This window comes from Nocardia farcinica (assembly GCF_029867845.1).
In the GTDB taxonomy this organism is placed as follows: Bacteria; Actinomycetota; Actinomycetes; order Mycobacteriales; family Mycobacteriaceae; genus Nocardia; species Nocardia farcinica_A.
In genome coordinates, this window is the sequence record NZ_JARWRU010000286.1 from 1 (window position 1) to 21,751 (window position 21,751).

35 protein-coding genes are annotated in these 21,751 nt (G+C 66.8%); 15 read left to right on the forward strand and 20 right to left on the reverse strand.

Going from position 1 to position 21,751, the window contains the following annotated elements; genetic code table 11:
- The first annotated feature begins 646 nt into the window (after positions 1-646).
- The 8 genes from QH283_RS06025 to QH283_RS06055 all read left to right on the forward strand — a co-directional run bounded on the left by QH283_RS06025 (position 647) and on the right by QH283_RS06055 (position 8,432).
- Positions 647-1,105, forward strand: a complete 459-nt coding sequence (locus tag QH283_RS06025; RefSeq protein WP_280502021.1) for a hypothetical protein — start codon at positions 647-649, stop codon at positions 1,103-1,105.
- Positions 1,102-1,695 carry a hypothetical protein gene (locus QH283_RS06030; RefSeq protein WP_280502022.1) on the forward strand — a complete coding sequence of 198 codons (594 nt, stop codon included), beginning with the start codon at positions 1,102-1,104 and terminating at the stop codon, positions 1,693-1,695. Before QH283_RS06025 ends, QH283_RS06030 begins: the two co-directional genes overlap by 4 nt.
- Before the next feature lie 419 nt (positions 1,696-2,114).
- Entirely contained in the window at positions 2,115-3,281 is a 1,167-nt protein-coding gene (locus tag QH283_RS06035) for a helix-turn-helix transcriptional regulator (protein ID WP_280502023.1), read from the forward strand.
- 215 nt (positions 3,282-3,496) lie between these two features.
- Positions 3,497-3,895 (forward strand): hypothetical protein, encoded by a 399-nt coding sequence (locus tag QH283_RS06040; RefSeq protein ID WP_280502024.1) that lies wholly within the window; start codon positions 3,497-3,499, stop codon positions 3,893-3,895.
- 53 nt (positions 3,896-3,948) lie between these two features.
- A complete protein-coding gene (locus tag QH283_RS06045; RefSeq protein WP_280502025.1) occupies positions 3,949-5,835 on the forward strand; it encodes a hypothetical protein in 1,887 nt (628 codons plus the stop codon).
- A complete protein-coding gene (locus QH283_RS06050; RefSeq protein ID WP_280502026.1) occupies positions 5,832-7,889 on the forward strand; it encodes a hypothetical protein in 2,058 nt (685 codons plus the stop codon). Before QH283_RS06045 ends, QH283_RS06050 begins: the two co-directional genes overlap by 4 nt.
- Positions 7,890-7,891: 2 nt before the next feature.
- Positions 7,892-8,065: a DUF7196 family protein gene (locus QH283_RS30290; protein ID WP_432420672.1), complete on the forward strand. Its 174-nt coding sequence runs from the start codon at positions 7,892-7,894 to the stop codon at positions 8,063-8,065.
- Between the two features lie 136 nt (positions 8,066-8,201).
- Positions 8,202-8,432, forward strand: a complete 231-nt coding sequence (locus tag QH283_RS06055) for a hypothetical protein (protein WP_280502027.1) — start codon at positions 8,202-8,204, stop codon at positions 8,430-8,432.
- Positions 8,433-8,734: 302 nt separating this feature from the next.
- Here the strand turns inward: QH283_RS06055 and QH283_RS06060 are convergent, their stop codons facing one another.
- Genes QH283_RS06060 through tnpA form a run of 3 tightly spaced genes read right to left on the reverse strand, consistent with a single transcriptional unit; the run spans position 8,735 to position 9,713 of the window.
- Complete coding sequence (locus QH283_RS06060) at positions 8,735-8,911, reverse strand: hypothetical protein (RefSeq protein ID WP_280502028.1); 177 nt, start codon at positions 8,909-8,911, stop codon at positions 8,735-8,737.
- Positions 8,904-9,266, reverse strand: a complete 363-nt coding sequence (locus tag QH283_RS06065; protein WP_280502029.1) for a hypothetical protein — start codon at positions 9,264-9,266, stop codon at positions 8,904-8,906. The genes QH283_RS06060 and QH283_RS06065 overlap by 8 nt, the downstream gene beginning before the upstream one ends.
- Positions 9,267-9,317: 51 nt before the next feature.
- Positions 9,318-9,713 (reverse strand): IS200/IS605 family transposase, encoded by a 396-nt coding sequence (gene tnpA, locus QH283_RS06070; protein WP_280502030.1) that lies wholly within the window; start codon positions 9,711-9,713, stop codon positions 9,318-9,320.
- A gap of 38 nt (positions 9,714-9,751) precedes the next feature.
- On the opposite strand from tnpA, the gene QH283_RS06075 reads away from it, so the two are divergent.
- A complete protein-coding gene (locus tag QH283_RS06075; protein ID WP_280502031.1) occupies positions 9,752-10,945 on the forward strand; it encodes an RNA-guided endonuclease InsQ/TnpB family protein in 1,194 nt (397 codons plus the stop codon).
- Here QH283_RS06075 and QH283_RS06080 read toward each other — a convergent pair.
- From QH283_RS06080 to QH283_RS06160, 17 genes are all read right to left on the reverse strand, one after another.
- Entirely contained in the window at positions 10,942-11,409 is a 468-nt protein-coding gene (locus QH283_RS06080) for a hypothetical protein (protein ID WP_280502032.1), read from the reverse strand. The genes QH283_RS06075 and QH283_RS06080 overlap by 4 nt on opposite strands.
- Before the next feature lie 369 nt (positions 11,410-11,778).
- Entirely contained in the window at positions 11,779-12,423 is a 645-nt protein-coding gene (locus QH283_RS06085; protein WP_280502033.1) for a hypothetical protein, read from the reverse strand.
- A gap of 8 nt (positions 12,424-12,431) precedes the next feature.
- Positions 12,432-12,653 carry a hypothetical protein gene (locus QH283_RS06090; RefSeq protein WP_280502034.1) on the reverse strand — a complete coding sequence of 74 codons (222 nt, stop codon included), beginning with the start codon at positions 12,651-12,653 and terminating at the stop codon, positions 12,432-12,434.
- A 64-nt stretch (positions 12,654-12,717) separates the two neighbouring features.
- Positions 12,718-13,269, reverse strand: a complete 552-nt coding sequence (locus tag QH283_RS06095) for a VUT family protein (protein ID WP_280502035.1) — start codon at positions 13,267-13,269, stop codon at positions 12,718-12,720.
- Positions 13,266-13,553, reverse strand: coding sequence for a hypothetical protein (locus tag QH283_RS06100; protein ID WP_280502036.1), 288 nt, complete (start codon positions 13,551-13,553; stop codon positions 13,266-13,268). Before QH283_RS06100 ends, QH283_RS06095 begins: the two co-directional genes overlap by 4 nt.
- The gene (locus QH283_RS06105; RefSeq protein ID WP_280502037.1) at positions 13,550-13,828 is read right to left on the reverse strand and encodes a hypothetical protein; all 279 of its coding nucleotides are present in this window, start codon (positions 13,826-13,828) and stop codon (positions 13,550-13,552) included. Before QH283_RS06105 ends, QH283_RS06100 begins: the two co-directional genes overlap by 4 nt.
- Positions 13,825-14,433, reverse strand: a complete 609-nt coding sequence (locus tag QH283_RS06110; RefSeq protein WP_280502038.1) for a hypothetical protein — start codon at positions 14,431-14,433, stop codon at positions 13,825-13,827. The genes QH283_RS06105 and QH283_RS06110 overlap by 4 nt, the downstream gene beginning before the upstream one ends.
- Positions 14,430-14,636, reverse strand: coding sequence for a hypothetical protein (locus tag QH283_RS06115; RefSeq protein ID WP_280502039.1), 207 nt, complete (start codon positions 14,634-14,636; stop codon positions 14,430-14,432). The genes QH283_RS06110 and QH283_RS06115 overlap by 4 nt, the downstream gene beginning before the upstream one ends.
- Before the next feature lie 70 nt (positions 14,637-14,706).
- Positions 14,707-15,105: a hypothetical protein gene (locus tag QH283_RS06120; protein ID WP_280502040.1), complete on the reverse strand. Its 399-nt coding sequence runs from the start codon at positions 15,103-15,105 to the stop codon at positions 14,707-14,709.
- Positions 15,098-15,370, reverse strand: coding sequence for a hypothetical protein (locus tag QH283_RS06125; RefSeq protein WP_280502041.1), 273 nt, complete (start codon positions 15,368-15,370; stop codon positions 15,098-15,100). Before QH283_RS06125 ends, QH283_RS06120 begins: the two co-directional genes overlap by 8 nt.
- A gap of 78 nt (positions 15,371-15,448) precedes the next feature.
- Positions 15,449-15,790, reverse strand: a complete 342-nt coding sequence (locus QH283_RS06130) for a hypothetical protein (RefSeq protein ID WP_280502042.1) — start codon at positions 15,788-15,790, stop codon at positions 15,449-15,451.
- Positions 15,791-16,039: 249 nt separating this feature from the next.
- The gene (locus QH283_RS06135; protein ID WP_280502043.1) at positions 16,040-16,408 is read right to left on the reverse strand and encodes a hypothetical protein; all 369 of its coding nucleotides are present in this window, start codon (positions 16,406-16,408) and stop codon (positions 16,040-16,042) included.
- A 107-nt stretch (positions 16,409-16,515) separates the two neighbouring features.
- Positions 16,516-16,971, reverse strand: a complete 456-nt coding sequence (locus tag QH283_RS06140; RefSeq protein WP_280502044.1) for a hypothetical protein — start codon at positions 16,969-16,971, stop codon at positions 16,516-16,518.
- A 23-nt stretch (positions 16,972-16,994) separates the two neighbouring features.
- The gene (locus QH283_RS06145) at positions 16,995-17,252 is read right to left on the reverse strand and encodes a DUF4326 domain-containing protein (protein WP_280502045.1); all 258 of its coding nucleotides are present in this window, start codon (positions 17,250-17,252) and stop codon (positions 16,995-16,997) included.
- Between the two features lie 124 nt (positions 17,253-17,376).
- Positions 17,377-17,727, reverse strand: coding sequence for a hypothetical protein (locus QH283_RS06150; RefSeq protein ID WP_280502046.1), 351 nt, complete (start codon positions 17,725-17,727; stop codon positions 17,377-17,379).
- A gap of 56 nt (positions 17,728-17,783) precedes the next feature.
- Positions 17,784-18,107 carry a hypothetical protein gene (locus tag QH283_RS06155; RefSeq protein ID WP_280502047.1) on the reverse strand — a complete coding sequence of 108 codons (324 nt, stop codon included), beginning with the start codon at positions 18,105-18,107 and terminating at the stop codon, positions 17,784-17,786.
- A 61-nt stretch (positions 18,108-18,168) separates the two neighbouring features.
- Positions 18,169-18,573, reverse strand: coding sequence for a hypothetical protein (locus QH283_RS06160; protein WP_280502048.1), 405 nt, complete (start codon positions 18,571-18,573; stop codon positions 18,169-18,171).
- Positions 18,574-18,790: 217 nt separating this feature from the next.
- On the opposite strand from QH283_RS06160, the gene QH283_RS06165 reads away from it, so the two are divergent.
- The 6 genes from QH283_RS06165 to QH283_RS06190 are packed head-to-tail and all read left to right on the forward strand — an operon-like array spanning position 18,791 to position 21,575.
- Entirely contained in the window at positions 18,791-19,384 is a 594-nt protein-coding gene (locus QH283_RS06165) for a hypothetical protein (protein WP_280502049.1), read from the forward strand.
- 10 nt (positions 19,385-19,394) lie between these two features.
- Positions 19,395-19,562 (forward strand): hypothetical protein, encoded by a 168-nt coding sequence (locus QH283_RS06170; protein ID WP_280502050.1) that lies wholly within the window; start codon positions 19,395-19,397, stop codon positions 19,560-19,562.
- 33 nt (positions 19,563-19,595) lie between these two features.
- Positions 19,596-19,853 carry a hypothetical protein gene (locus QH283_RS06175; protein ID WP_280502051.1) on the forward strand — a complete coding sequence of 86 codons (258 nt, stop codon included), beginning with the start codon at positions 19,596-19,598 and terminating at the stop codon, positions 19,851-19,853.
- 5 nt (positions 19,854-19,858) lie between these two features.
- On the forward strand, positions 19,859-20,560 hold the full coding sequence (locus QH283_RS06180; RefSeq protein WP_280502052.1) for a hypothetical protein: 702 nt from the start codon (positions 19,859-19,861) through the stop codon (positions 20,558-20,560).
- Positions 20,557-21,255 (forward strand): hypothetical protein, encoded by a 699-nt coding sequence (locus QH283_RS06185; protein WP_280502053.1) that lies wholly within the window; start codon positions 20,557-20,559, stop codon positions 21,253-21,255. Before QH283_RS06180 ends, QH283_RS06185 begins: the two co-directional genes overlap by 4 nt.
- Before the next feature lie 53 nt (positions 21,256-21,308).
- Positions 21,309-21,575: a hypothetical protein gene (locus QH283_RS06190; RefSeq protein WP_280502054.1), complete on the forward strand. Its 267-nt coding sequence runs from the start codon at positions 21,309-21,311 to the stop codon at positions 21,573-21,575.
- Positions 21,576-21,751: the final 176 nt, after the last annotated feature.

The following is a 21,751-nucleotide window of genomic DNA, read 5'->3' on the forward strand; positions in this document are numbered from 1 at the left end:
ACCGCGCCGCTGCCCTCATCGACGGCCGCCGCACCGGCACCTTCTTCACCGAGCTGGCCCGGTTCGCCGCGAACCGCGCCGCCCTCGCAGCTGAGCAGGCAGCCGCTGCCAAGGCTGCCGCCCCCCAGCCCCGAACCGAAGCCGCCCCCCCGTCGCGGGCCGGGGCCCCCCCCGGCCCCCCCCCCCCCCAAGAGAAAAAAAAAAACCCCCGGAGACGGGCCCCCCCCCCCCCCCCGCGGCCGGGCGCGCGGCCGCCCTCCCGCCGCTGGCGGGCGGCGCCGCCCGCCCCCGCCCCCCCCCCCCCCGCCCCCCCCCCCCCCCGGCCCGGCCCCCCCCCCCACGCGCCCCCCCCCCCCCCCCCCCACCCGAAGCCGCCCCCCAGTCGCGTCCGGTCGCCCCGCTGGCCACCACCAGCCAGATCGACTACATCATCGCCCTGCTGTCGCGGCGCGCCCGCACCGGCGAGGGCGGCGGCTTCATGTCCACCCGCAGCCTCTACAACGAGGACGGCAGCATCAACCGCGCCGCCATCGCCGCCATGACCCGCAGCCGCGCCTCCGCGCTCATCGACTCCCTGCGCGGCACCTACTGATCACCCGCGGCCGCCCCCACGCCGGGCGCGGCCGGGCCTTCCGACAGGAGACTTGTGCCCACACACCCTGACCCCAGCCAATACTGGTGGGTCGGCGTCGACACCGACCGGCAACTCATGCTCACCGGATGGATCGGTGAAACCCCCGAAGGCGACGCCCCCTACCTGCTGCTCTACCCGTCCGGCATGGGCGCCGCCGCCCGCATGCGCCAACTCGCCGACGTCCTCGGCCTCCAGCCCGGCAACGCCGGCCCACCACAACCCACCGTCGAAGCATCCGCCACCACCAGCGGGGACCGGCTGGTGCTGCACCTGCCCGGCCAGGACATCACCATCCCCATCCACGCCGACTACGCCGCCACCACCACCCGCGGCTGGGGTGTGCTCGTCGTCGGCCAGGACGGCTGGGACGGCCACCACGGCCCCAGCCTGGACCGCTACCTCGCCCGACGCGGATTCTCCCGAATCCATTACGGACGCATCCTCATCAACCCCGAAGGACCACCACGATGACCACCGGCGCCGCCGCCCGAATCCAGGCCGCCCAGCAGGCCGCCCAGCAGGCGCAAGCCGTATTCGAGCAGACGATCCGCGACGAGATCCACGCCGACCACATCACCCCCTCCGATGCCGCGCGCGCGCTCGGCACCAGAAACCGGCAGCGCGTGTACGCGATCCTCGGACGCGGCCCCGACGGCAGCGACCCCACACCCCCCGCCCACACCCCAGCCATCTACCTGCGGGGGCGGGGGTGCGGTCAGCGCACGTGGAAGGCGGTCGAGTCGGCGATGTGGGCGCGCGGCTGGGCGACCACCAGGGACCGCACCACCGCCTGGCACCTCGCCCGCGGCGGCGTCCCCGTCGTCCTGTGCGACTTCTCCTCCGAATGGGACGGACTCGCCACCGATGAGGTGACCGTGGGCAGGGTGCAGGCCCGCTACAGCGACGACGGTCAGATGGAACTGCCGCTCGTCTCCGGCGGGCGCCGCGGCACACCGGAGCGACACGACCCGACCGTGAAGAACAAGATCGGGCAGCTCGGCGCCTACGTTGTCGACGAGGCCGCGCTCACCCGCCTGGTCGCACAGGCGCTCACCACCTGACCCAGTAGACGAGTGCGGCCCGAACCAATCTCATGGTTCGGGCCGCATCTGTCTGCGCATTGTGGTAGGCAACAAGCGTGAGCGCTCCGCCTTCGCCCCGTGCCGTCACCCCTACCGACAGGTTGGAAGCTGTCGCCGCAACACTAGACCGAGCGTTCCTGCGCGGTGACGCCCTCCGCGGCCGACCCCTCCACGAACTCGCTGAAGCGGTCCGCCGCGTACAAGCCGACATCTCTCAAGCCAGGTCCGCCACCCCTGCCGCGTGAGCGAGCGAACCGATTCAGGAAGGCCGCCGCCCAACAGATCGGACGACGGCCCCCAGTTCAGCAAACCATGAGTGTGGGTCGCTGGCGGTCAAGATATTAGCGCCCCGAGTTGTCCTCTATACGTGACGGGCTGTCCCCTTTACCGTGGAAGGTATGAGTGTGGAGCTGGGAACCCGTCTGTCTTTCGTCCGTAAACGTGCAGGTCTCACGCAACGTGAACTCGCCGACCAATCCGGTGTATCACTTTCGCTGATCCGCAAGATCGAACAAGGCGAACGCGGGGCACGCCTCGAAACACTGCGGAAACTCGCCGCCGGCATGCGGGTCCGCACCTCCGATCTTCAAGTCGCTGCCGACCGGGAAGACTCCGACCCCGAAACCGCTGACCTGTGGGCCCCCACCCTCCGCGCATTGGTCGGACAATACGACCACACCCCTGACGAAGCGCCCACCGTGGACGGGGTGCGGGTCGCGTTCGAAGCGCTCCGCCCCATGATGTCCAACCACGACTATCAGACCATCGCCACCGCCATGCCTGCCCTCATCTGTGACGCGGATGCCCTGGATGAGCGTGAGGGCCGGGAGATCCGGGCTCGCATCCTCGGCATGACCGGCTGGTTGTTGACCCAGAACCGGCAGTTCGACGCTGCGGAGGACACGCTACGCCGCGCGGTCGACACCGCCCCCGACCAGTTGGAGGCAGCTGCCGCCGTCAACACACTCGCGTGGGCTCTGCTGCGCCAGGGGAAACTGGTCGACGCCGAACAACTATCAGTGTCATGGGCGGACAGGATCGAACCCCGCTTCTCCCGCGCCACCACCCGCGAACTCGCCTTGTGGGGCAGGCTGTGGCTGTACGCCGCCAACGCATCGGTCCGCAACAACCAACCCGAACGCGCTGATGACGCCATGAGTTTGGCCCGTTCCGCCGCCTACCGGATCGGTCGGGAAGTCCTGTCCGACACGCAGACGATGCGCACCTACGGCCCCACCACTGTCGAACACATCGCCGCCGAAACCGCTGTCCTGTGTGAGCAACCCGATGTGGCGTTGGCGATCACCGAACGCACCCCGCACGCCACCCTCCAACCCACCGGGGCAGGACGACTCCGGCATCGTTTGGATGTGGCGTTCGCGCACACACAGATGCGTTCCCACGGGCAGGCAGTGGAACACCTGGTGAGGTTGCAGCGGACCGCACCACAGTGGTTGAAGCAGCAGCGGTATGCGCGTGACATTCTCGGGGTGATGATCGAGGACCGCCGCACCCTGACCGAGCCGATGCGGGAACTCGCCGACTTCGTGGCACTCGAATACTGACACCCCAACTGGCCGTGGCACTTCCGGGCAAACCCGCCTGGGAGTGCCACGGCCTTTTGGTGCCAGAAAATGTGAGGCTGTAGGCAGCGCCCCGACGCCGAGGCGAGCCCACCGTGATCACCGGGCACACCACCGGCGCCCCCTGGGTGTCGCCGAGACACAGGTAGGCCCTCGGCGTCGGGCGCAACCACACCCTGCGAATCTGGGAGAACCCGTTGCCCCGTACAGCAATCGGATACCTTCGCCACGACTGCGCCTCACCAGCAGACCTCCCCAAGCTCCGCGACCTGATCACCAGGTATGCGCAAGCCCACGGCCTACACCTCGCCTCAACCTTCGAAGCCGAACCCGACCACTTCATGCCGCTACTCGTCCTCCTCGAGCAATACCATCTGGCGGGCGCCGAAGTGATCATCGCGCCCACCGCGGAGCATGTGTGGTCCGCGCGCCGCGCCATCACCCTGCAAGCCGATATGGCGATCGCGGCCCCCGGCGAGATCTACGCGAAGGGTATCCAGTGGGCGCCGTGGACGCCTAACGAGGGCACCGCCCCCACCACCCCGACGTATCGGCCGCGCCTGTCGCTCGTCGCCGACGACGAGCAGCCCGCCTGACCTTCCCTTAGCCGCCGTCGCGCTGCACCCCTGCTCCCTATGGTGCGGGCGCGATGGCGATCTGGAACAGGCGACAGAAGAGGAACGCGGCAGCGGCGGAACCTGCCGCCCTCACGGCTGCCGCAGCACCAGTCACCCCCGACCGTTGGGGGAAGATCACGAAACCCGCGGGTGGTCGCGGCCAGGACTGGCAGGCCGAAGCGTGGGACATGGTCGACCTGGTGGGCGAACTGAGTTTCGCACTGCTGTGGAAGGTCGCCCTGATCTCCCGCTTCCGCCTCGTCGCCAGCGATCTCGACCCCGAAACAGGGAAACCCACCGGGCACACCGACAACCAAGACGCTAGGAAACTGGTCGCCGCCATCGCTGGTGGCGCCACCGGACAATCCCAGATGCTGGCGCGCCTCGCCCCCCTCCTCATGGTCCCCGGCGAAGGCTGGCTCGCCATCATCTACCCCAACGGGGAAGAACAGTGGGCGATCCTCGCCCGCGACGAAATCAAAACCCGCGGCGACCGCGTCGAACTCGAACTCGAAGACGGCACCAAATACGTCCTGAACAAGGAAACCGACAGCCTGTCCCGCATCTGGCGCCGCGACCCCCGCCGCGCCTCCGTCGCCTGGTCCCCCGTCAAAGCAGCCCTACCCATCCTCCGGCAGATCGTCCGCATGACGCAGAACATCGAAGCGGCAGGCAAATCCAGGCAGGCAGGTAACGGGCTGCTGCTGATCCCCCGCGAGATCTCCCTCCCCACCACCCCACCACCCACAGGGGATAGGGACGCGCCCGGCTTACCCGCAGCGCTACCAAGCCAGTTCGTCAGTGCCGGCGAGTTCCGCAAAGCCATCCAGGCCGCCATGAGCAAGGCGATCGAGGACCCGTCGTCGGCTGAGGCTTTGGTGCCTGTCATCGCGACTGTCGCCGGGGATTACGTCGACAAGATCAAGCACATCCGTTTCGACTCCGAGGTGTCGGAGAAGAACCTCGCCGCCTTGGAGAAGGCTGTCCGCCGCCTGGCGATGACCTTGGACATGCCGCCCGAAATCCTGTTGGGCTTGGCGGACCTCAACCACTGGAGCCTCGCTGGCGTGGAGGAGGAGGGGGTGCGTTGGCATGCGGCACCGGAGATGGAAGTCATCTGCGACGCCCTCACCACACAACTCCTTCGCCCCATGCTCGGCAAAGGCAGTGAAAACGTTGTCATTTGGTACGACACCAGTGACGTTGACAGCGAACCCGACGCCGTCGACAAAGCCCGCCAAGCCTACGTCGACGGCGTCGCCACCTCAGACGCCTACCTCCGCCAACTCGGCCTCAGCATGGAAACCGACGGCTACGACCTCACCACCCGAGAAGGCTGGGCCGCCTGGATCACCGACCGCGTACGCCGCCAACCCGCCCTCGCCCCCACCCTCTCCCCCTGGCTCAAAGCACTCATCCCCGCACTCGCCGACCTCCCCGAACTGACATCAACCGATTCCAGTAACGGGCCACCATCCGACGGGCCACCCGCGCTACCCGGAGAAAGCGATTCCAGCAACAGAACCAGGAAAGACACCAGCCGCGAACCAAACACCCGATACCAGCAAGACCCCCTAGACCGGAACGACATGCGGGAAGCAGCCGCCGCAACCGTTATCCGCATGTGCGTCAACACCGCCCTCCAGCTCGCAGGCAAACGACGCCGCACGAGAGCCGACCATGCCCGGCTGCGGGATGTCCCCAACCGAGACACCCACCTGCACCTGCGATGCGCCGCCAGAGATGTCGACCGCTTGATCTCCGGTTGGGATGCGGTGATCGACGAGGAACTGTGCATCGAGGCCGGCATCAACCAGGCGCGTTTGGCGGTGCTGGTGACCGAGGTGGCGCGGCGCGCGATCACCAGCCAATCGCGTCCGCACATTGATCCGATCGTGGCCAGGGAGGTCTTGTCATGACCGTCGAGGATGATCTCGCTGTCGTCGCTGAACTGGAGACCCGGTTCGAGCTGCTGATGGTGGAGGCGTTGCGGCAGTGGCTTCCTGTCGCCGCGGAGGCTGCGATGCCGGTGTTCACGGCTGCGGCTGAGGATGAGATCCCGCCGGACCCGGATGCGATCGAACGATCGTCGGGGACGTGGGAGGCTGTCGCGTCTGCTGTCGTCCTGGCGGGCATTGAGCATGCGGTCACCGAGTTGGTGGGCGACAAGGTCACGCAGGTGGCGGAGTGGTCTGCCCGGTTCCTGACTGGGGTGGCGTCTCGGTTGGTGACTGTCCCGTTGCGGGTGGCGGCGCGGGTGCGGGCTGCGATGGCGCGCACGGAATCGGTGCGCACTCAACGCACGATCGTGGCCGAACTGCTGACGGTGCAGGAGTGGGAGCCGTACGCGGGTCGTGTCGGCAGGCGTGAAGCGCTCAATGTGTTCAACGAGTCCCGGGTCGAACTTGCTGTCGTGGAGGCGGAAAAGACGGGGGTGGCGTTCGACAAGGTTTGGCATTGCACTCATGACCTGCAGACAAGGGACACGCATTGGGCTGCGGACTTGCAGCGGGTTCCGTTGAACGAACGGTTCCGCGTCGGCGCCGCATGGCTGGACCGGCCGGGAGATCTCAACGGTCCGCCGGAAGAGGTCGAGAACTGTCGCTGCATTGTCCGCATCGTCCCGGCCGAATCCGCGGTCGCGGCGTCAACACATTCAGGAGGAATCATGCGCACGTTCGAGGCGCTGCTTGTCCCTGCCGGCGTCGTCGGGCGTTCCGGCATGTTCATGCTCGGCAGGGGCGCCCAGTTGTTGGACACGGTGTTGCCGATGGCGTTGAAGTGGCAGCCTGCCGCTGTCTCCGGTCATGAAGGGTCTGTGACGGTTGGTGTGATCGAGGCGTTGGACATGCAGGACGACGGTATTCACGGCCGCGGATACCTGCTCGACAATGAACACACAGCGAAGGTGGTGGAGGAGATCGAACACCAGGTCACCCGCCCCTCCGCAGAGTTGAGTGTCCGCAACGAGACGATCACCGACGCGGCCGGTAACCCGATCACGATGGAAACCGCTGAAACCATGTACATGGACGGCGCCCAAATCCTGTCCCGCTGGGATGCGGTGGAAATGATGTCGGCTGCGCTCGTGTCGGTGCCGGAGTTCCGGGACACCAGCATCACCCTCACCGAAGCCGAAGCTCCCGCCGAGGGCACACCCGGTTTGGCTTTGATCGCTGCCGCGGCGAACGCCCGCATCGTGGAACCCCACCGGTACCCGGCCGAGTACTTCACCAACCCGAACCTGACCGAACCCATGCCCATCCACGTCGACGCGGCGGGCAGGGTCCTCGGCTACCTCGCCCTGTGGGACACCGCGCACCGCGCCTTCCCCGGACTGGACCGCACCCCGTACCACTCGCTGAACGGATACGCCGACTTCCATCAGTCCACCGCCCACCTCGATGACGGGTCGATGATCCGCGTCGGCCGGTTGACCGTCGGTGGCGGGCACGGCCCGGTCGGTAAGGGCGCCAGGGCGGCGCTCGCCCACTACGACGACGTGTCCACCTGCTGGGCGCTCGCGGTGGCGGGTGAGGATGAGCGCGGCATCTGGGTCAGCGGCGCCATCCACGCGCAGGCCGATGAGCGGATGGTGCAGCTCGCATTGGGCACACCCCATTCCGGGCATTGGGAGCGCGTGGGTGGACACCCGGAGCTGATCGCTGCCCACGCCGTCAACTCGCCTGGGTTCGCGATCTACCAGAAGGCCACCGACCGCGACGGCGATCTGGCCCTGGTGGCGTCGTTCGCGCCCCGCACCAACCCCGCCCTCCTCCACGCTTCCGCTGCTGTCCTCGAGGACGTGGCGGATCGTGCTGCTACCCGCGCTGTGGACGCCTACCTGGAGCGGCAGGAAGCGTTGAAGCTCGCGGCCGAGGCGGACGAGTTGCTGGCGGCTGCATCCCGTAGGCGCACACTCCAGGCGAACGCCCTCATCCAGGGTATGCGGGCACGACGAAAGGCAAACTGATCATGGCGAGTTGCTGCGGCGGCGCCCCCTCCAGGGCATCCAACAAGTCCGTCACCTACAGGGTCACCACCTATCAGGGTGAATCGTTCGGGCCGTTCCTGACCATCACTGAAGCTCGGGTGAAGCTGACCGAGCAGGGTGGTGGAGTGATCAACGAAGTCCGCGGCGAAGCGTAGACGGAACAAGCGAGAGCCGGGCCCCGATCCAATCGGAGCCCGGCTCTCTGCCGTTGGCCCCCGAAACCGTGCCGCTGCCCCTGCCCCGCCGATAGGATCAGCGATCGGTCGGGACCAACAACGGGAGGAACCAGGGGTGGCACGATACGAACTGCACTACAACGGCCAGACATACAAGCTCGACCCGGAAGCCGGCGAACTGTTCGAACGGGAGCTGGTGAAGTTCCAGCAGGGCTGGGGCCCGATGCTGGTGGATGTGACGGTGGCGCGCGGCCACAAGATGACGGTGCTGCTGTCCCCGTCGATCCCGGTGGCGTTGCTGCGAGACGACAACCCGAAGCAGACGCCCACGGCAACCTTCCTGTGAGCCGACAGGACGTGTAGGCGCCGACAACACGAAGGCCCCCACCAACGGATGGTAGGGGCCTTCGTGTGTTGATCGCCAGCAGAGCGGTTCCCAGACTACACGCTATCGCTCACACGTTCGAGACACGCCGAATGTCGACACGCCCAAGGTCTCGGAAAACCGCAGGTGGCACCCCGACTACAGGCGAGACAGCCTCTCCAGCTCCGTCGCCCGCCGCTCCTCGCGTGCTTCCAGGGCTTCGATAGCAGCACGCAACCGCCTACACTGCTCGGCCCGCTGCTCCACTGTCCGCTCCCGCCGCTTCACAGCTCGTTCTCCGCGGCGCTTTTCGCACGCCATTCGAGGTACTCCCCGTCGCGCTCGGCGTCGCCCAGGGGATCGCAGCAGGGATGCCCGTCGGACCAGAACTCTTCGGCTGTCCGGTAGCCAGCCATCCACGCCTCCCGGCGAACCTGCTCGATGCGGTCTCCGCTACTCACAACTGCCCGCCTTCCATCTCTCGCTGGGGAACATCCACTCACGGCAATGCTCCGGGAACTCCGGGTGTGTGCGGTACGCCATCGCCAGGTAGTTGATCGTCGTCTTACTCGACGCGACAGCACCCGCCCAAAAAGACGAGATCACCTCCGATTTCAGATCGCGCCCTTCCCGCCATCGCGCGATGTCTCCCTCAACGGCGGCGAGGATGGCGCGTATGGCTGCGGCACGCTCCGGGAAGAGGTCGGCCTCTTCGTCTGCGCGGGCTGCGACGAATGCGACCACGGCGGGGTCGGGAAGTAACTCCGCCGGAATGGGAGCGGCGCGTTCCTCAGGAAAGTCCGTCACGCTGCTCATCGAAGGAGCTTCGAGGAAACCCCCGGCTTTAGCCGTGGGGAGGAATCGGAGCTAAGCGTTTTTCTGGTTCTCGACATAGCGTTTCACTACCTCCAGGGTTGCGCCGCCGACAGTGGCGACGAAGTACGAGTTGGTCCACAGGGTGGGTAAGCGGGACTTGAGGGCGGGGAACTCGGCGCGCAGGACGCGGGAGGAGCGGCCCTTGATCTGTTTGACCAGGCGGTGGATTCCGAACTGCGGGTCGCATGAGACGAGCAGGTGCACGTGGTCGGGCATGGTTTCCAACTCGACGATGTGCGCGTCTCGTTCGTCGCAGACTTCCCGAATGAGTTGCTTGAGGCGTTCCTCGATGCGTCCGCCGATGACGCGCCGCCGGTATTTCGGGCACCAGACGACGTGGTAGGTGCAGCGGTAGACGACGTTGTTGTTCGATCGGATCTCGTCCATGAAAACAGTATATGGCTCGATGCTGTATAATCGAACGTATGGACGAGACAGTGCGCTACACCTACCGCTTGCGCCCCGGCGCGCAAGCGGTGCGCGCTCTCGAATCCGAATGGCATCGCTGCCGATTCCTGTGGAACGAAGCCGTCCACCAACAACGAACAGGCGAGAAACCCACCTACGCGCGGCTGTCGAAGATGCTCACCGAAGCCCGCGCCCGCACCTCCTGGTTGCGGGAAGGTTCGCAAGTCGCCCAACAACAGATGCTGCGCACCTACTCCCAAGCGTTGGACCACTCGTTCAAGGTGAAGGGACGCGGCCGGCCAACCGTTAAGCGGCGCAGGACTTCCCTGCCGTCGCTGGAGTACACGACACGCGGGTTCGGCATCGCCCACGGACGCTTGACCTTGCCGAAGGGCGTCACGATCCCCGTCGTGTGGTCGCGGGAACTCCCGTCGCATCCGTCGTCGGTTCGCGTCTACCAGGACTCCCTCGGCCACTGGTATGCCTCGTTCGTTGTGCGCCGCGAGGTCGAACCCGCGCCCGCCGCGACCGGAGCTATCGGCATCGACTGGGGTGTCTCCACTACGGCGACGACCACCAGCCCCGCCCATGACCTGCCGTATGCGGGGCACCGTCGCCGCTGCGCCGCCGAACTCGCGCGCGCGCAACGGAAGATGGCCCGCCGCCGCCGCCCCAAAGGCCAAGCCCAGAGCAACGGCTACCAGCAGGCGCGGCGTGAAGCTGCTCGCCTCCACAAGAAAGCGGCTCGGCAGAACACTCACGCCGCGCGGGTGTGGGCGCGTCGCGTCGTCGCCGACCATCAGGTGATCGCGGTCGAGGACTTCAAGCCGAAGTTCCTCACCCGCTCCAGCATGGCGCGGAAAGCGGCGGATGCTGCGATCGGTGCCGCGAAACGAGAGCTGATCGAACGTGCCACGCGGGCGGGGCGAAGGGTGGTGTTGGTTCCGCCCGCGTACACGACCATGACCTGCGCAAGCTGTGGAGCGAGAGCCAAGCAGCGGCTTGCCTTGCAGGTACGAATCTTCCGTTGCGACACCTGCGGACACACCGCAGACCGCGACCGGAACGCCGCCGCCGTGATTTTGGCGGCCACGGTAGAACTCGACCGTGCCAGTGCTGACGATGTAAGACATTGCGGGCCTCCCTCCGGGGCGGTCAGTGGTGCAGTCCGAGCTGGAAATCCCCCGGATTTATCCGTGGGGAAGGGTTAAGCCTTCGGTCCTGTCTCCGTGGTGGGCATCGGATCAGACATGAAGATCAGGCCGGGACGCTCCCGGTTCGGGCTGGTGTCGTGCCAGCCGTCTGGACGCGAGTCCTCGTAAAGCGAATAGCCAAGGAAGGTGCCCGGCAACGCATCGACGAACGGAGCGATCCACCCCACGAATGCCTCGATCTCCGAGCCGTGGGAATTGGATGACGAGTGCACGATCAACTCGTGGCGACCGACGCCGTTCTCGCCGCAACGCCGGAATTGGATCGGTTGGCTGATCTGGTAGGCCGCCATCCTTCCGATCAGCACAGACTCCCAGTGGTCGCACGCGAAGAACGGGTGGCCGTCGTACGGCTCCATCTCGGCGTTGGGGTTGTTGGCCAACTGGTTGAGCCAGTCCAGCAGGCCAGGGGGTGCGTCCTTGCGGATGCGTGCCCGGAAGAAGAACTCGGTGTACATGCCCATCAGGCATCGCCCGCCAGATTGTCGCTACGATTGTCCACGGTCGAATCTCTTCTCTCTCAGGGTGTGGATTCGGTCGAAGGCCGGGGGCTGCACGACCCCCGGCCACCCCCAATTTTACCAGGTCACAAGGGGTTTCCTGGTCTCGGCGGACGGGGTTCAAGCTACCTTGAATCAGGGCCGGTTCTCTCAAGTTCGGGGCACCAAACTTGATGCGCAGGACGTGGCGGTCAGTCGTGGTTGACCCCGATCATCGGGCAGATACTTCCCGTCTCCGGTGTCCACGTCATCGGATGCCAGCAGGACTGGCAGAGACCGAAGAACCCAGTCGCCTCACGCCCCCCCCTCCCGGCGTGCCCCCATGTTGATGGGTCATGCTGCCCCCTCCGTGAACTCGTAAACCAGACTCGGCGCGTCACTCATCCGGTCCGCCCAACCCAACAATTTCGGCAGGTTGATGTCAGGCCCGAACTTCAAATAGGTGCCGTCCACCGAATCGCAGCCGATCAACTCCGCATACCGGCAGCGGCGTTCAGAGTTCACGCGCCCCATATGCACCCACTTACTACGGCGTCTGGCTTCCGTGACGAGGACACGAGCCTGTGGCCCCAACTTCCACTCCGTACTGCCACCAACGAACAGGGCATCGAAAGCCCCCCAAGGCACATGCAACGATTCCAAACCGTCCTGCGCGACAAGAGCAGCCTTATATCCGAGCGCACGGATGATCGGCAGGAACGGCGCCGACCGGGTGAGCGTTGCCGCAGCATCCCCCACCACATCGGGGGCGGTCGCGAACAGGCACGACTTGGCGGCGTGCGCGTTCTTCGCCAACCACCCCAACCATGCAATGTCACCGGGATAGCCGCCGCTGTAGCAGCCGTTATCCGCACACCACTTCACCCCCGCAGGGCGCCGATTCCCTTGGGCGGGTGTGTCGATGAACCCGATCACACCCGCCTCCATCGCTGCCACCGCACCTTCACTGCACGGGTTCGCCATGTACAGGATCACCACACACCCGCTCAACACCGTGTGACCTTGACCGGCATGCCAGCCGTCTTCCAACAGGTCACCACTTTCGTGACCGTCACAGCAGCAGTGGACAGTTCGGTGTAGATGCGATCCGTCAACGCTTCATGGGTGATCCGTTCATCCCGGAACGACTGGAAGTAGGCGGCCAGCTCGTGCAATTCGAGCGTGCTCGCACCCACCAGCAGGTGCACGGTCACACGCCCCCGATCCACTTCATCCTTGAACGGGCACAAGTGACGGATCTTCGACCGAACCACCAGTTCTTTGGTAGCGCCACTAGCCCCGGACGAATGCACGTTCAACACGCGAACCGACCCCCCATCCGATGATCAGGTAGGCGAGGTTCGCCCACATCTTCCCCACCAACTGGCCGACCAGGACACCACTGATCGCGGTCACCCCGAACGCCAACCCGATGAACACGACCGTGTCCACGACCGCACCAACAACACCGGAGGCCAAGACCGCGGCAGACCAACGGCGGTCACCGAACTGGCTGCGCGCCCGCAACGGCGTGTACACGGCGAAGTCGAGCAGTTCCGCAACCGCGAATGCGACAGCGGAAGCAACCGCAATCGCCGGGCTGGCAATGAAATAGGAGACGACAGCTGCCGCGACGATCACGACGACTACAGCCCATTTCCCCGCCAAGTCTTGGATGGCATCACGGAGAGCGAGAGCGACCCCGGCGAAGATCGTTCCCGCGGTCGCTTGCAGCCCGAAACCGACGGGGACGAACCCGTATCGGGTGGTCACATAGTTGGCGGCGATGACCGACGCCAACAACCCGGCCGCCGCGATGACACCGGCTGTTCGCTGGCCGGTCACGAGTCACCCTCCCGGATCTCGTACAGCCGCAAATCCAACTCGAACTCCTCCACCATCGACTGGACTTCCCGCGCAGCCGTCCCCCTGTCCAACCACGTCTCATCGATCGTGACTGGCCCCCCATCCTCGGGATACAACCCGACACCCCACGAGACAGGAGGAGAAGCCAGAAGGCCGGCCGCGGCGAGAGCGTCCACGACCATGCTCGCCGCGTCGTCACCGAGCCACCCCCACAACCCGGTCAGGCACTCCACCGCCTGGGCGCGGGCGTCATCGGCGCTCACTCGCCCTCCTCCCGCCGCCAGGGGCCCACGTACCGGACAGCGGTGTAGTCCCCAGCCCCGTCGCCGGTGAGGTCGTAGACGCGGGTGGACTCCACCTCGGTCGGCAGGAGCCCCGCCTCAGCGAGGGCGTCGACGTACGGCTCGGCCTTACGGCGGTAGCGCGGTGCCCAGTCCTCGAAGTCGTCCGGGCCGTACCCGGCGAGGTCGGCGTCGACGGCGAACAGCTCGCGGGCCAGTACCTCGATCGCCTTGGCGCGGATGTCGGGGGCGGTCATCGGGTCTCCTCGTCGTTGACGCGGCAGACAGTCACGTGGGTGGCGGCCTCCAACTCCTCACGGGTGAGCTTCCCGTTCTCGATCAGCCACTCATAGACGGCGGCCACATCGTCACCGTGCACGGTCCCCGCTCGGTCTATCGCGGCCTGTACGTCAGCGACGGCCCGCTTCCACCCGCACGAGATCACGTCTCCGTCGGGGTGGGTGTCGCAGCGGGGATGCTGGGCGAGCGCCGTGTTCACGCGGGCGACAGTGCCGCGCAGCCGGTCCCGCTCATCCAGCACCGCATCCAGGGCGTCAGCGAGGTCCGTGGGATGCCCCTGCCCTTCCATGAGACGGTGGTAGCGGTCGAAGTCGAGACGCGCGAACTGAGCCAGCACGCCCCGCTGCCACGCCTCCAGTTCGCGGACACGGGCATCGGAGGCTGCGATGTAGCGGCGGTCCATCTCCAGGGTGGTTTCGGCGTTGGCCTTCCACGCCCGCAGCTGGATCAGTTCACGGGATGCAGCGATGGCGACTTCTTCGGCGGCGCTGTCGACCCTGTAGTTGAAGGCGGCCCAGGTCTGCAACTCTTCGTCGGTCAAGTCGGGTGCTTGCTCGGTCATCGGTTCTCCTTAGAGGCGGGGTCGACCAGTCCAGCGATCCAGTCGGCAACATGCGTGGGGTCGGCGAGGTAAGGCAGGTCCGACCAGGTGGCGTGCCCCAGGTACACCCAGAACCAGCCCGTGTCGACCGGCCCGCGTGATACGAAGTCGTCGGCGTGCGTGGGGTCGTCGGCGTCGGCGCTCACCCACCAGCGGAAGATCATGTCGCCGCACTCGAAGTCGGCTTCGTGGTCATAGTCCCGGAACCAGCGGTCGAACTCGATACCGCGCCGCTCACACCTGGGTGGCGTCCTGCTGCTCGGCGTCGACCTTCGTCCTCGCGTAGTCCAGCCAGGCATCCTCAACCTTGGCGTCCTCGGCCAGCTCGAGACCGGTCAACCGGCACACCTCGGCGAGGTCCATCACGTCGGCATCCACCGAGGCAACCAGGGTCCGCGGGGAGTCCCATTTCCAGTCCGCCCCGTCGGGGAACAGGTCGACGGTGAGACGGTCGTGGCGGCAGCGGATGTACAGGTAGTCGCCCTGGTCGGTCCAGGCGTCCCACTGGGCGGGGCAGACGAAGCAGGTTCGGACGGCCCGCACGATGCGGTAGGTCCGGGTGTCGGTCTGCTCGGTCATGGTCTCTCCTGGGGTGAGGGCCGCACGGGAGGCGGCCGTATCGGGGTCACGCATGGCTGGTCTCCTGGGTGTAGTGGTCGGCGATGCGCAGGGCGGTCGGCAACGGCAACGGGGTGGGCACACCACGCAGGCCGGCATCAGCGGCTTGGGCCAACTGTTGGGGGGTGGCGCCGCGTGTGGTGGCGAGGTCGGCGGCGATGGCGAGCCCTTCATGGACGCGCTCGTACACGCCGGGGGCGTCGTTGGTGAGGTTCAACGCTTGGGTGAGCAGGGTGACGACGATCAACAGGCCGACAGGTGACGGTTCGGTGGGGGGCATTCCGGTTCCTTCCGGGTCAGGTGAGGGCTTACTCCCTCGGGGTGAGAGCCGCCCCTCTCATGTGAGAGGGGCGGGTGCCTACGGGTGGGTCAGTGCGGGGATGCTGGGGGCGACGGCCTCACGTTCCGCTTGGGTGATGCAGCGGCGGCAGGTGACGGGTTCGAGTGTGTGGACGGCTCGGCTGGTGATGTCGGTGTGGCAGTCCGCCCGCCCCGCCACAGACGCGCGCGTGTTGCGGAACCACCTGCCACCCATCCGATACCGGCGGGCATGCGTCACCGCATGCACGACACCGCGCGGGGAACGCACATGGAAACGGGGCCCGAACACCTCGAGGTAGACAGCGGGCAGCGCATGCCACTCACCACCCACCTGACTGTGCCGGTACACGGCCTCCGCTTGTGCCTGCTCCTCGGTCAAGCACCAGACAACAACAGCGAGCGGTTCACCGTGCGCGGTGGCACGAGAGTCACGCCCGATCACTACCGCCTTGTGGTCATCAGACCATCTGCCTTGCACACGAGGGCGGCCATCCGGCCACACGATGTAAGCGTGATGGGGGTACAGCATTCCGGTTCCTTCCGGGTATCGGTGACGGCTTGATCCGTCTTACGGTGGCTGGGGCACCCTGCGCGCCCCAGCCACATTCGATTCTACTGGACAGGCTCGTCAGTTCTCCTCGGTCGGGTCGTCGCCGTCTTGCAGCGTGGGGAGCGCGGCGTACAGTTGCGAGGCGAACCCCCGCGTCACCAGGTCGGGCTGTTCCTCACCCGAGATGGCACCGACATGCGTGGCCCGACTCCACCGATCCGCCAACTGGCTGACGGCATCGACCCCCTTGACGAGGACCAGCAGTGCGCGCAGGTCGCCCCACGTGAGACCCGTCGTGTCGTGACCGGGGACCACGTTGCGGGTCGCCTCGACTGCCCACGCGTCATCCGCGGACTCGCTGTAGGCCGCGAGAGTGTGTGCGAGCCGGTCCACGGGATCGCCCGTGAAGTCAGGCAGGCTGGCGCCGATGTTGTGCAGGATGCCCATTAAACGCTCCTAAATGCCTTGTACTGTCGGTTTATCGTGGGTCGGCAGGACTCGAACCTGCTACCGCTGATCGCCATTCGCGGCACCACCTGGGCGACCCTGCCCGGTCAAGCTGCTGGGGTTTCTCGCTGTTCCGCAGCGCGCAGCATGCGCGCCGCATGCGCCAACCGCCGCCCAAGCTCGACGTACTGTCGCAACCGGGCATCCTCCCGCTGCTGGATACGTGCCGTCCGCCGCGGCCCCAACGCGACACCACCCGCCGCCGCACGATCCGGCAACAAAGGCTCCACCAGGCTCGCCCGCTCGGACGTCAACCGCGCCACCCGTTCCCGCCAAAACGAGGCAGGCCGATAGCGGCGAGGCTCACGGACCGGTTTCGGTTGCGGGGCCGGCTTATCCAAGATCGCGGGATCAACCAGGTGCTCGTCCCCCTCCTGAATGAACCAGGTGAGCAGCGGCGGGAACTTCGAGCGGACGGCCCCCTGCGAGGCTATCCACGCATCAGCACGCTCCTGCAACAGACGCATGTATTCGTCACCAGACAGGCGGGCGGGCTCGGTCATCGGGGATCTCACTCTCACGGGTGTTAGCGGTTGGCGAGGTCGAGCAGCACGTCGGCGTGGCAGGGGGAATCGAGCGGGCACCAGCAGCCGAGATCCTGGCCCGCCAGTTCGCGGCGGATGAGTGCGATCACCTCGGGCTTGCTCTCCACGTACCAGCGGAACAGCTCGACCGCCTCCGTGGCGTCGCGCGGGGTGAAGCCTTCGACAGTGGCGCCATCCTTGGTGAGGTACTTGGTTTCGCCGACCTGGAACGGGTTGCCCCAATTCTTGGGGTCGCCCACGAACTTGACCCCTTTGGGCAATCCGGTCCCGAATATCCGCTGACGCTGGTGACGCTGAGGCATGTCGTTCTCTCCGATCAAAAGTTCCGTTTGGAAGTGGATGGGCTAGGCGTCGATGCGGCGGTCAGGGTCGGCGATCGTCGGGGGTCCAGGCCGCGAGAGTGTCCACGTTCGAGGCCAAGCGGCGCACCTGGGCATGGAGCTGACCGGCCGGAACCTTGCCGAGAGCGATGGCCTCCGCCTGCTGGGCAATCACGTTCGCCAGGTCGCGGTACTGCCGGTCACGTGCGCTGTCGACCCTCGTGCTGACCCTGTCCAGAACATCCGCGTAGAGCGAGGTGCCATGGCTGGGGTTGTCGGGATTGACCAGGTCGACCGCGGGACGGCCGTCCTTGCCGGTGTACAGGCGGTCGACACGCCAGACGCGATTGCTGTCGGTGCGAACCAGATCGCCGATGCTGTAGGTGTCGCTCATGTGCGGGTGTCCTTTCACGGTGGCGGGCTGACGGTCTGGCAGCCCGCCGAGGGGGTTCAGGCCGGGTCGCTGTCCTGCGCCCTTCGCGCCTCGTAGTCGCGGATCAGCACGGCGAACAGCTCCGCGAAATCGCGTCCGCTCCGCACGTAGCCGCCACCCGCCCCGTACGCGATCAACGGGGCGCCGTACTCGCGCGGGATGAGGATGCTCCCCCGGTAGCCGGCGTCCGACATCGCGTCGCCCTCGAACAGCCACACGCGGTGGTTGCCGAGCGTGTCGACGCCGTTGGCGATCCAGTGGCCGTCCGGGGTGGTGGAGTCGCGGCCATCGAAGCGGACGTCGATGCCCCGCAGGTGGATGTGGGTGAGATTGGTGGTCATGGCTGGTCCTTTCCGATGAGGGTGGGCCACCAGTGTGGCGGCCCACCCGGGTGCGTGTGGGTCAGGCCGCGACGGCGGCGGGGATCAGGTGGGCGGTACGGCTGTAGGCGGCCAGACCCTCACGGATGGCGCGGTCCTTGGCGGGGTAGGCGGCGACCTCGATGGCGCGGCCGTTGCGGACGGTCCACACGGTGAGGGGGTCGCGGCCGGTGGCGGCCTTGAACGCGGCCTTCACCTTCTTGCCCGCGTGGGAGGCGTAGCGGCGAATGAGGTCGGCGTCGGCGCCCAGGTTGGCGAGCGCGGTGGAGATGGTGACGAGCTGGCCGGAGTTGAGGAACTGGGTGCGGGCGGAGCCGTTGAGGAAGCGGGCGAGGGCGGGGGCGATGAGGGCGCGGACGCGACGGCGCAGCGCCTTGGCGGCGGCCTTGCGGGCGGCGCGGGCGGGGCTGTAGGTGGTGGTGATCATGTCCGGCTCCTCCGGTTCGGTGAGGGCTTATTCCCTCTGACATGAACGACTATACACACACATGTACCGAGACGCAAGGGGCTTACCCGCCCGTGAACGAAACACACTCCCGCCCAGGTCACAGCCCGATCCACCCCAACACACCCAACCCCCACCATGTACACCCACGCCCCACAAGGACGGCCGCTGCACCCACCCCGCCTACCGTCCCGCCCCCATGACCGTCATCGCCGCCATAGCCACACCCACCCACGTCGTCATCGGCTCCGACACCCGACACGACTACAGCGGCACAGGACTCCACACCACCGCAGGCAAAGTCGGCACCCTCACCGCCCCCAACGGTGACGCCATCCTCCTCGCCGTCTCCGGCAACGCCAGCCTCCTCCCCGTCGCCCTGCGGACCGTGAAGCTCGAAGGCACACCCAATCCAGACGACACAGCCGATGCCGACGCTTGGGCCAACGCGATGGCCGAAGCGATCACCGGCGCACTCAACGACGCCACCCCCACCCTCACCATCCCCAGCGGGGAAGCCGGCGCCGCCGCCATCGACGGCACCCTCCTCCTCGCCTGGCGGCAACACCTGTGGTGGATCTACACCCACACCGCCGCCCGCCCATACGGCGGAATCCTCGCCATCGGCTCCGGCACCGATGTCGCATTGGGCAGCCTCCACACCTCCCAGCTGTACGGCGTCGACCCGACCGAAGCTGTGGACCTCGCTGTCCGACTGGCCTGCCGCCACGCCTCCGGGTGTGGTGTGGACGAGCGCGGGCCGCTCATCCACACGACACAGACCGCCCGGTAGGGTCCAAGGCGTGGTGGCAGTCGGTGACGTGGTGAAGCTGGGCGAGGCAGGCGTGTCCCGCTTCCGCGTCCTCGAGATCGACGACGACACCGCCCTCATCGAAACCATCGACGACGCACCCGGCCGCTACCCGTGGCCCGCGAGACTCAGTGAACTCCACCCCGCCGACGACCAGTAAGCGCTGCACCCTGGGTGCCTACCGTCCGCACCCATGACGAACAGAACTCCCACCACCGAATCAGCGAAGCTCCCCATCACCGCACCCCGTGGCATCACGATCCCCCGCGACCGCTCCAAGGACATGGTGCTCCGACAGATCGGATGGGTCGGCCACCGCGACGGCACCATCTACACCCTCAACGACGACCCGCTCAGCGACGGCCGCGAAGGCGGCGGCATCTCCCCCCTGTACGAAACCATCGGCCTCTGGGGTGACCCGGCTGACGGCAACTACGGGACCGAGGGCTGACCGCCATGACCATCACACCCCAAACCTTCCGCCCCCGCGCCACCGTCGAAGCCGTCTACTTCGAAGACATCCACTGCGGTTCGCTCATCGCGAAGTGGACGGGCGGCAGCAACGAACACCGCCCCGACCAAGTGCAGATCCCCACCGACACAGGCTCGATCACCGCACACCTGGGTGAGTGGGTGATCCGCGGCCATGAGGGCAGGTTCTTCACCTGGCCCGCCGACACGTTCGCCGAGACGTATGAGCGGGTCGTCCCCGAGGATGAGCAGATCGCATCCCTGGAAGTGCAGCGCGCCCGCCTGCAAGTCGTGCAAGCCGAACGGGACCTCGCCGAAAAGCACGCCTGCCTCTGCAACGCCGACAGCGAACAGGAATACCTCGAGCTGTCCACCGCACGACGCGAAGCCCGCACCGCCCTCGTTGCCGCACAAGACCAGTTGTCCGCCAACGCCCGCGCCTTCTCCAAGGCCGCTACCCCAGCATCCATGCCGGCGTCTGTCCCGCCCCGTCCCGCGCTCGGCCGACCGGTCCTGTTCCAGGAGTTGAAAGCCACCTGCGCCGCGATCGTCACCCACATCCATCAGGGATCGGGCATGGTGAACCTGACCGTGTTCAACGCGACAGGCAACCCATACCCGGCACGGTTCGTCAGGTATGCCGACACCCTCACACCAGGACACTGGTCCTGGATGCCGGAGCGGTGACCGCGATGAACATGCCCGACCCTGCCACCGCCGCCATGCAAGCAGGCGCACCCTTACCCTTCAATCCTTTGCGGGAGAGGCTGACCGACATCACAGGGGATCAGCACCCCATCGAGGACTGGGTTGCCACGTATCTGCCACCTGCCGAGTCGATGGCGGCATACGTTCACCGTGCCGTCCACGAAAGCGGCGCATGGGACAACCCCACTGTGCGTGCCCTCGTCTGCGAGGACGGCATGATGGAAGGGCACACAGTGCACACAGTGAACTCCCGCGCTTGGGATCTGAAAGAGATATACGCCGCCGCCGAGACGGCTCTAGGGGAACGCATGATGTCCCATGACCTCGATGTCGCCCCAGTCATCGGGTACGCCTTCCACGCCCAGACTCGAACCGTGGATTTCGCGGCGTTGACATCCGAGGAAGCTGAGATCGTTCTCAGCGAGGGAGTGGGGTCCGTGCCGCAGGCGCGGGACGCTTTCCTTGTCGTGGCTGCTGACTGCGCGGGCCGGGTGTGGTGGGCCGAGAGGGACATCGAGACCGGCGATATGCGGAGTGGTGATCCGGTCACCCCGAACCCGATGTGGAAGGGGTATGCGATAACCATGCGGTTTCTCGCCGAGGGGGTGGCGCCCTCGTACTATGCGCTTGTCGGGCACTACTTCAAGGCGCTTTATGGCGGGGAGGGCGACTGATTGGCTGGTCGTGCGCGGCGGCATTGCACCCGCCGCGCCTACCGTGCCCGCCCATGAGTATCGAAGGACTGTTGCGACTGCATGGACACGACACCCGCAAGGTCGACCATCCCGACGGCACGATGAGGTTCGAGCCTGTCGCCTCCACCGAGAAGCCGACCGCCCGCCCACGTAGGGCCCCGGCTCGTCCCGCACTGACCGACCCGTTCAGCCATCACGTCGCACACCAGGCCGGGCTTGCGCTCGGTGCGCTCGCCGGGGTGCTCGTCGCCCGCGGTGTCCGCGCCCTGTGGCTGCGGCACATCGGGGCGAAGGGCTGACCAATCCGGGGCGCGGCGGCTCTGCACCCGCCGCGCCTACCGTGCGCGGGCATGGCACTCACACCCGAGCGATACCGCAAACGGCCAGTCGAGATCGAAGCCGTCCAACTCACCAACCGCGTCACCCCCGACGAGGTAGCCCGATGGTGCGGCGGGCGAGTCACCTTCCCCGGCGG

Bases quoted from the DNA above. Each gene is read 5' to 3' on its own strand.
- QH283_RS06030 (WP_280502022.1), top strand. From the start codon at position 1,102: ATGACCACCGGCGCCGCCGCCCGAATCCAGGCCGCCCAGCAGGCCGCC.
- QH283_RS06035 (WP_280502023.1), top strand. From the start codon at position 2,115: ATGAGTGTGGAGCTGGGAACCCGTCTGTCTTTCGTCCGTAAACGTGCA.
- QH283_RS06045 (WP_280502025.1), top strand. From the start codon at position 3,949: ATGGCGATCTGGAACAGGCGACAGAAGAGGAACGCGGCAGCGGCGGAA.
- QH283_RS06050 (WP_280502026.1), top strand. From the start codon at position 5,832: ATGACCGTCGAGGATGATCTCGCTGTCGTCGCTGAACTGGAGACCCGG.
- QH283_RS30290 (WP_432420672.1), top strand. From the start codon at position 7,892: ATGGCGAGTTGCTGCGGCGGCGCCCCCTCCAGGGCATCCAACAAGTCC.
- QH283_RS06065 (WP_280502029.1), bottom strand. From the start codon at position 9,266: ATGAGCAGCGTGACGGACTTTCCTGAGGAACGCGCCGCTCCCATTCCG.
- tnpA (WP_280502030.1), bottom strand. From the start codon at position 9,713: ATGGACGAGATCCGATCGAACAACAACGTCGTCTACCGCTGCACCTAC.
- QH283_RS06075 (WP_280502031.1), top strand. From the start codon at position 9,752: ATGGACGAGACAGTGCGCTACACCTACCGCTTGCGCCCCGGCGCGCAA.
- QH283_RS06080 (WP_280502032.1), bottom strand. From the start codon at position 11,409: ATGGGCATGTACACCGAGTTCTTCTTCCGGGCACGCATCCGCAAGGAC.
- QH283_RS06105 (WP_280502037.1), bottom strand. From the start codon at position 13,828: ATGACCGCCCCCGACATCCGCGCCAAGGCGATCGAGGTACTGGCCCGC.
- QH283_RS06110 (WP_280502038.1), bottom strand. From the start codon at position 14,433: ATGACCGAGCAAGCACCCGACTTGACCGACGAAGAGTTGCAGACCTGG.
- QH283_RS06115 (WP_280502039.1), bottom strand. From the start codon at position 14,636: ATGATCTTCCGCTGGTGGGTGAGCGCCGACGCCGACGACCCCACGCAC.
- QH283_RS06120 (WP_280502040.1), bottom strand. From the start codon at position 15,105: ATGCGTGACCCCGATACGGCCGCCTCCCGTGCGGCCCTCACCCCAGGA.
- QH283_RS06125 (WP_280502041.1), bottom strand. From the start codon at position 15,370: ATGCCCCCCACCGAACCGTCACCTGTCGGCCTGTTGATCGTCGTCACC.
- QH283_RS06135 (WP_280502043.1), bottom strand. From the start codon at position 16,408: ATGGGCATCCTGCACAACATCGGCGCCAGCCTGCCTGACTTCACGGGC.
- QH283_RS06140 (WP_280502044.1), bottom strand. From the start codon at position 16,971: ATGACCGAGCCCGCCCGCCTGTCTGGTGACGAATACATGCGTCTGTTG.
- QH283_RS06150 (WP_280502046.1), bottom strand. From the start codon at position 17,727: ATGAGCGACACCTACAGCATCGGCGATCTGGTTCGCACCGACAGCAAT.
- QH283_RS06155 (WP_280502047.1), bottom strand. From the start codon at position 18,107: ATGACCACCAATCTCACCCACATCCACCTGCGGGGCATCGACGTCCGC.
- QH283_RS06160 (WP_280502048.1), bottom strand. From the start codon at position 18,573: ATGATCACCACCACCTACAGCCCCGCCCGCGCCGCCCGCAAGGCCGCC.
- QH283_RS06165 (WP_280502049.1), top strand. From the start codon at position 18,791: ATGACCGTCATCGCCGCCATAGCCACACCCACCCACGTCGTCATCGGC.
- QH283_RS06175 (WP_280502051.1), top strand. From the start codon at position 19,596: ATGACGAACAGAACTCCCACCACCGAATCAGCGAAGCTCCCCATCACC.
- QH283_RS06180 (WP_280502052.1), top strand. From the start codon at position 19,859: ATGACCATCACACCCCAAACCTTCCGCCCCCGCGCCACCGTCGAAGCC.
- QH283_RS06190 (WP_280502054.1), top strand. From the start codon at position 21,309: ATGAGTATCGAAGGACTGTTGCGACTGCATGGACACGACACCCGCAAG.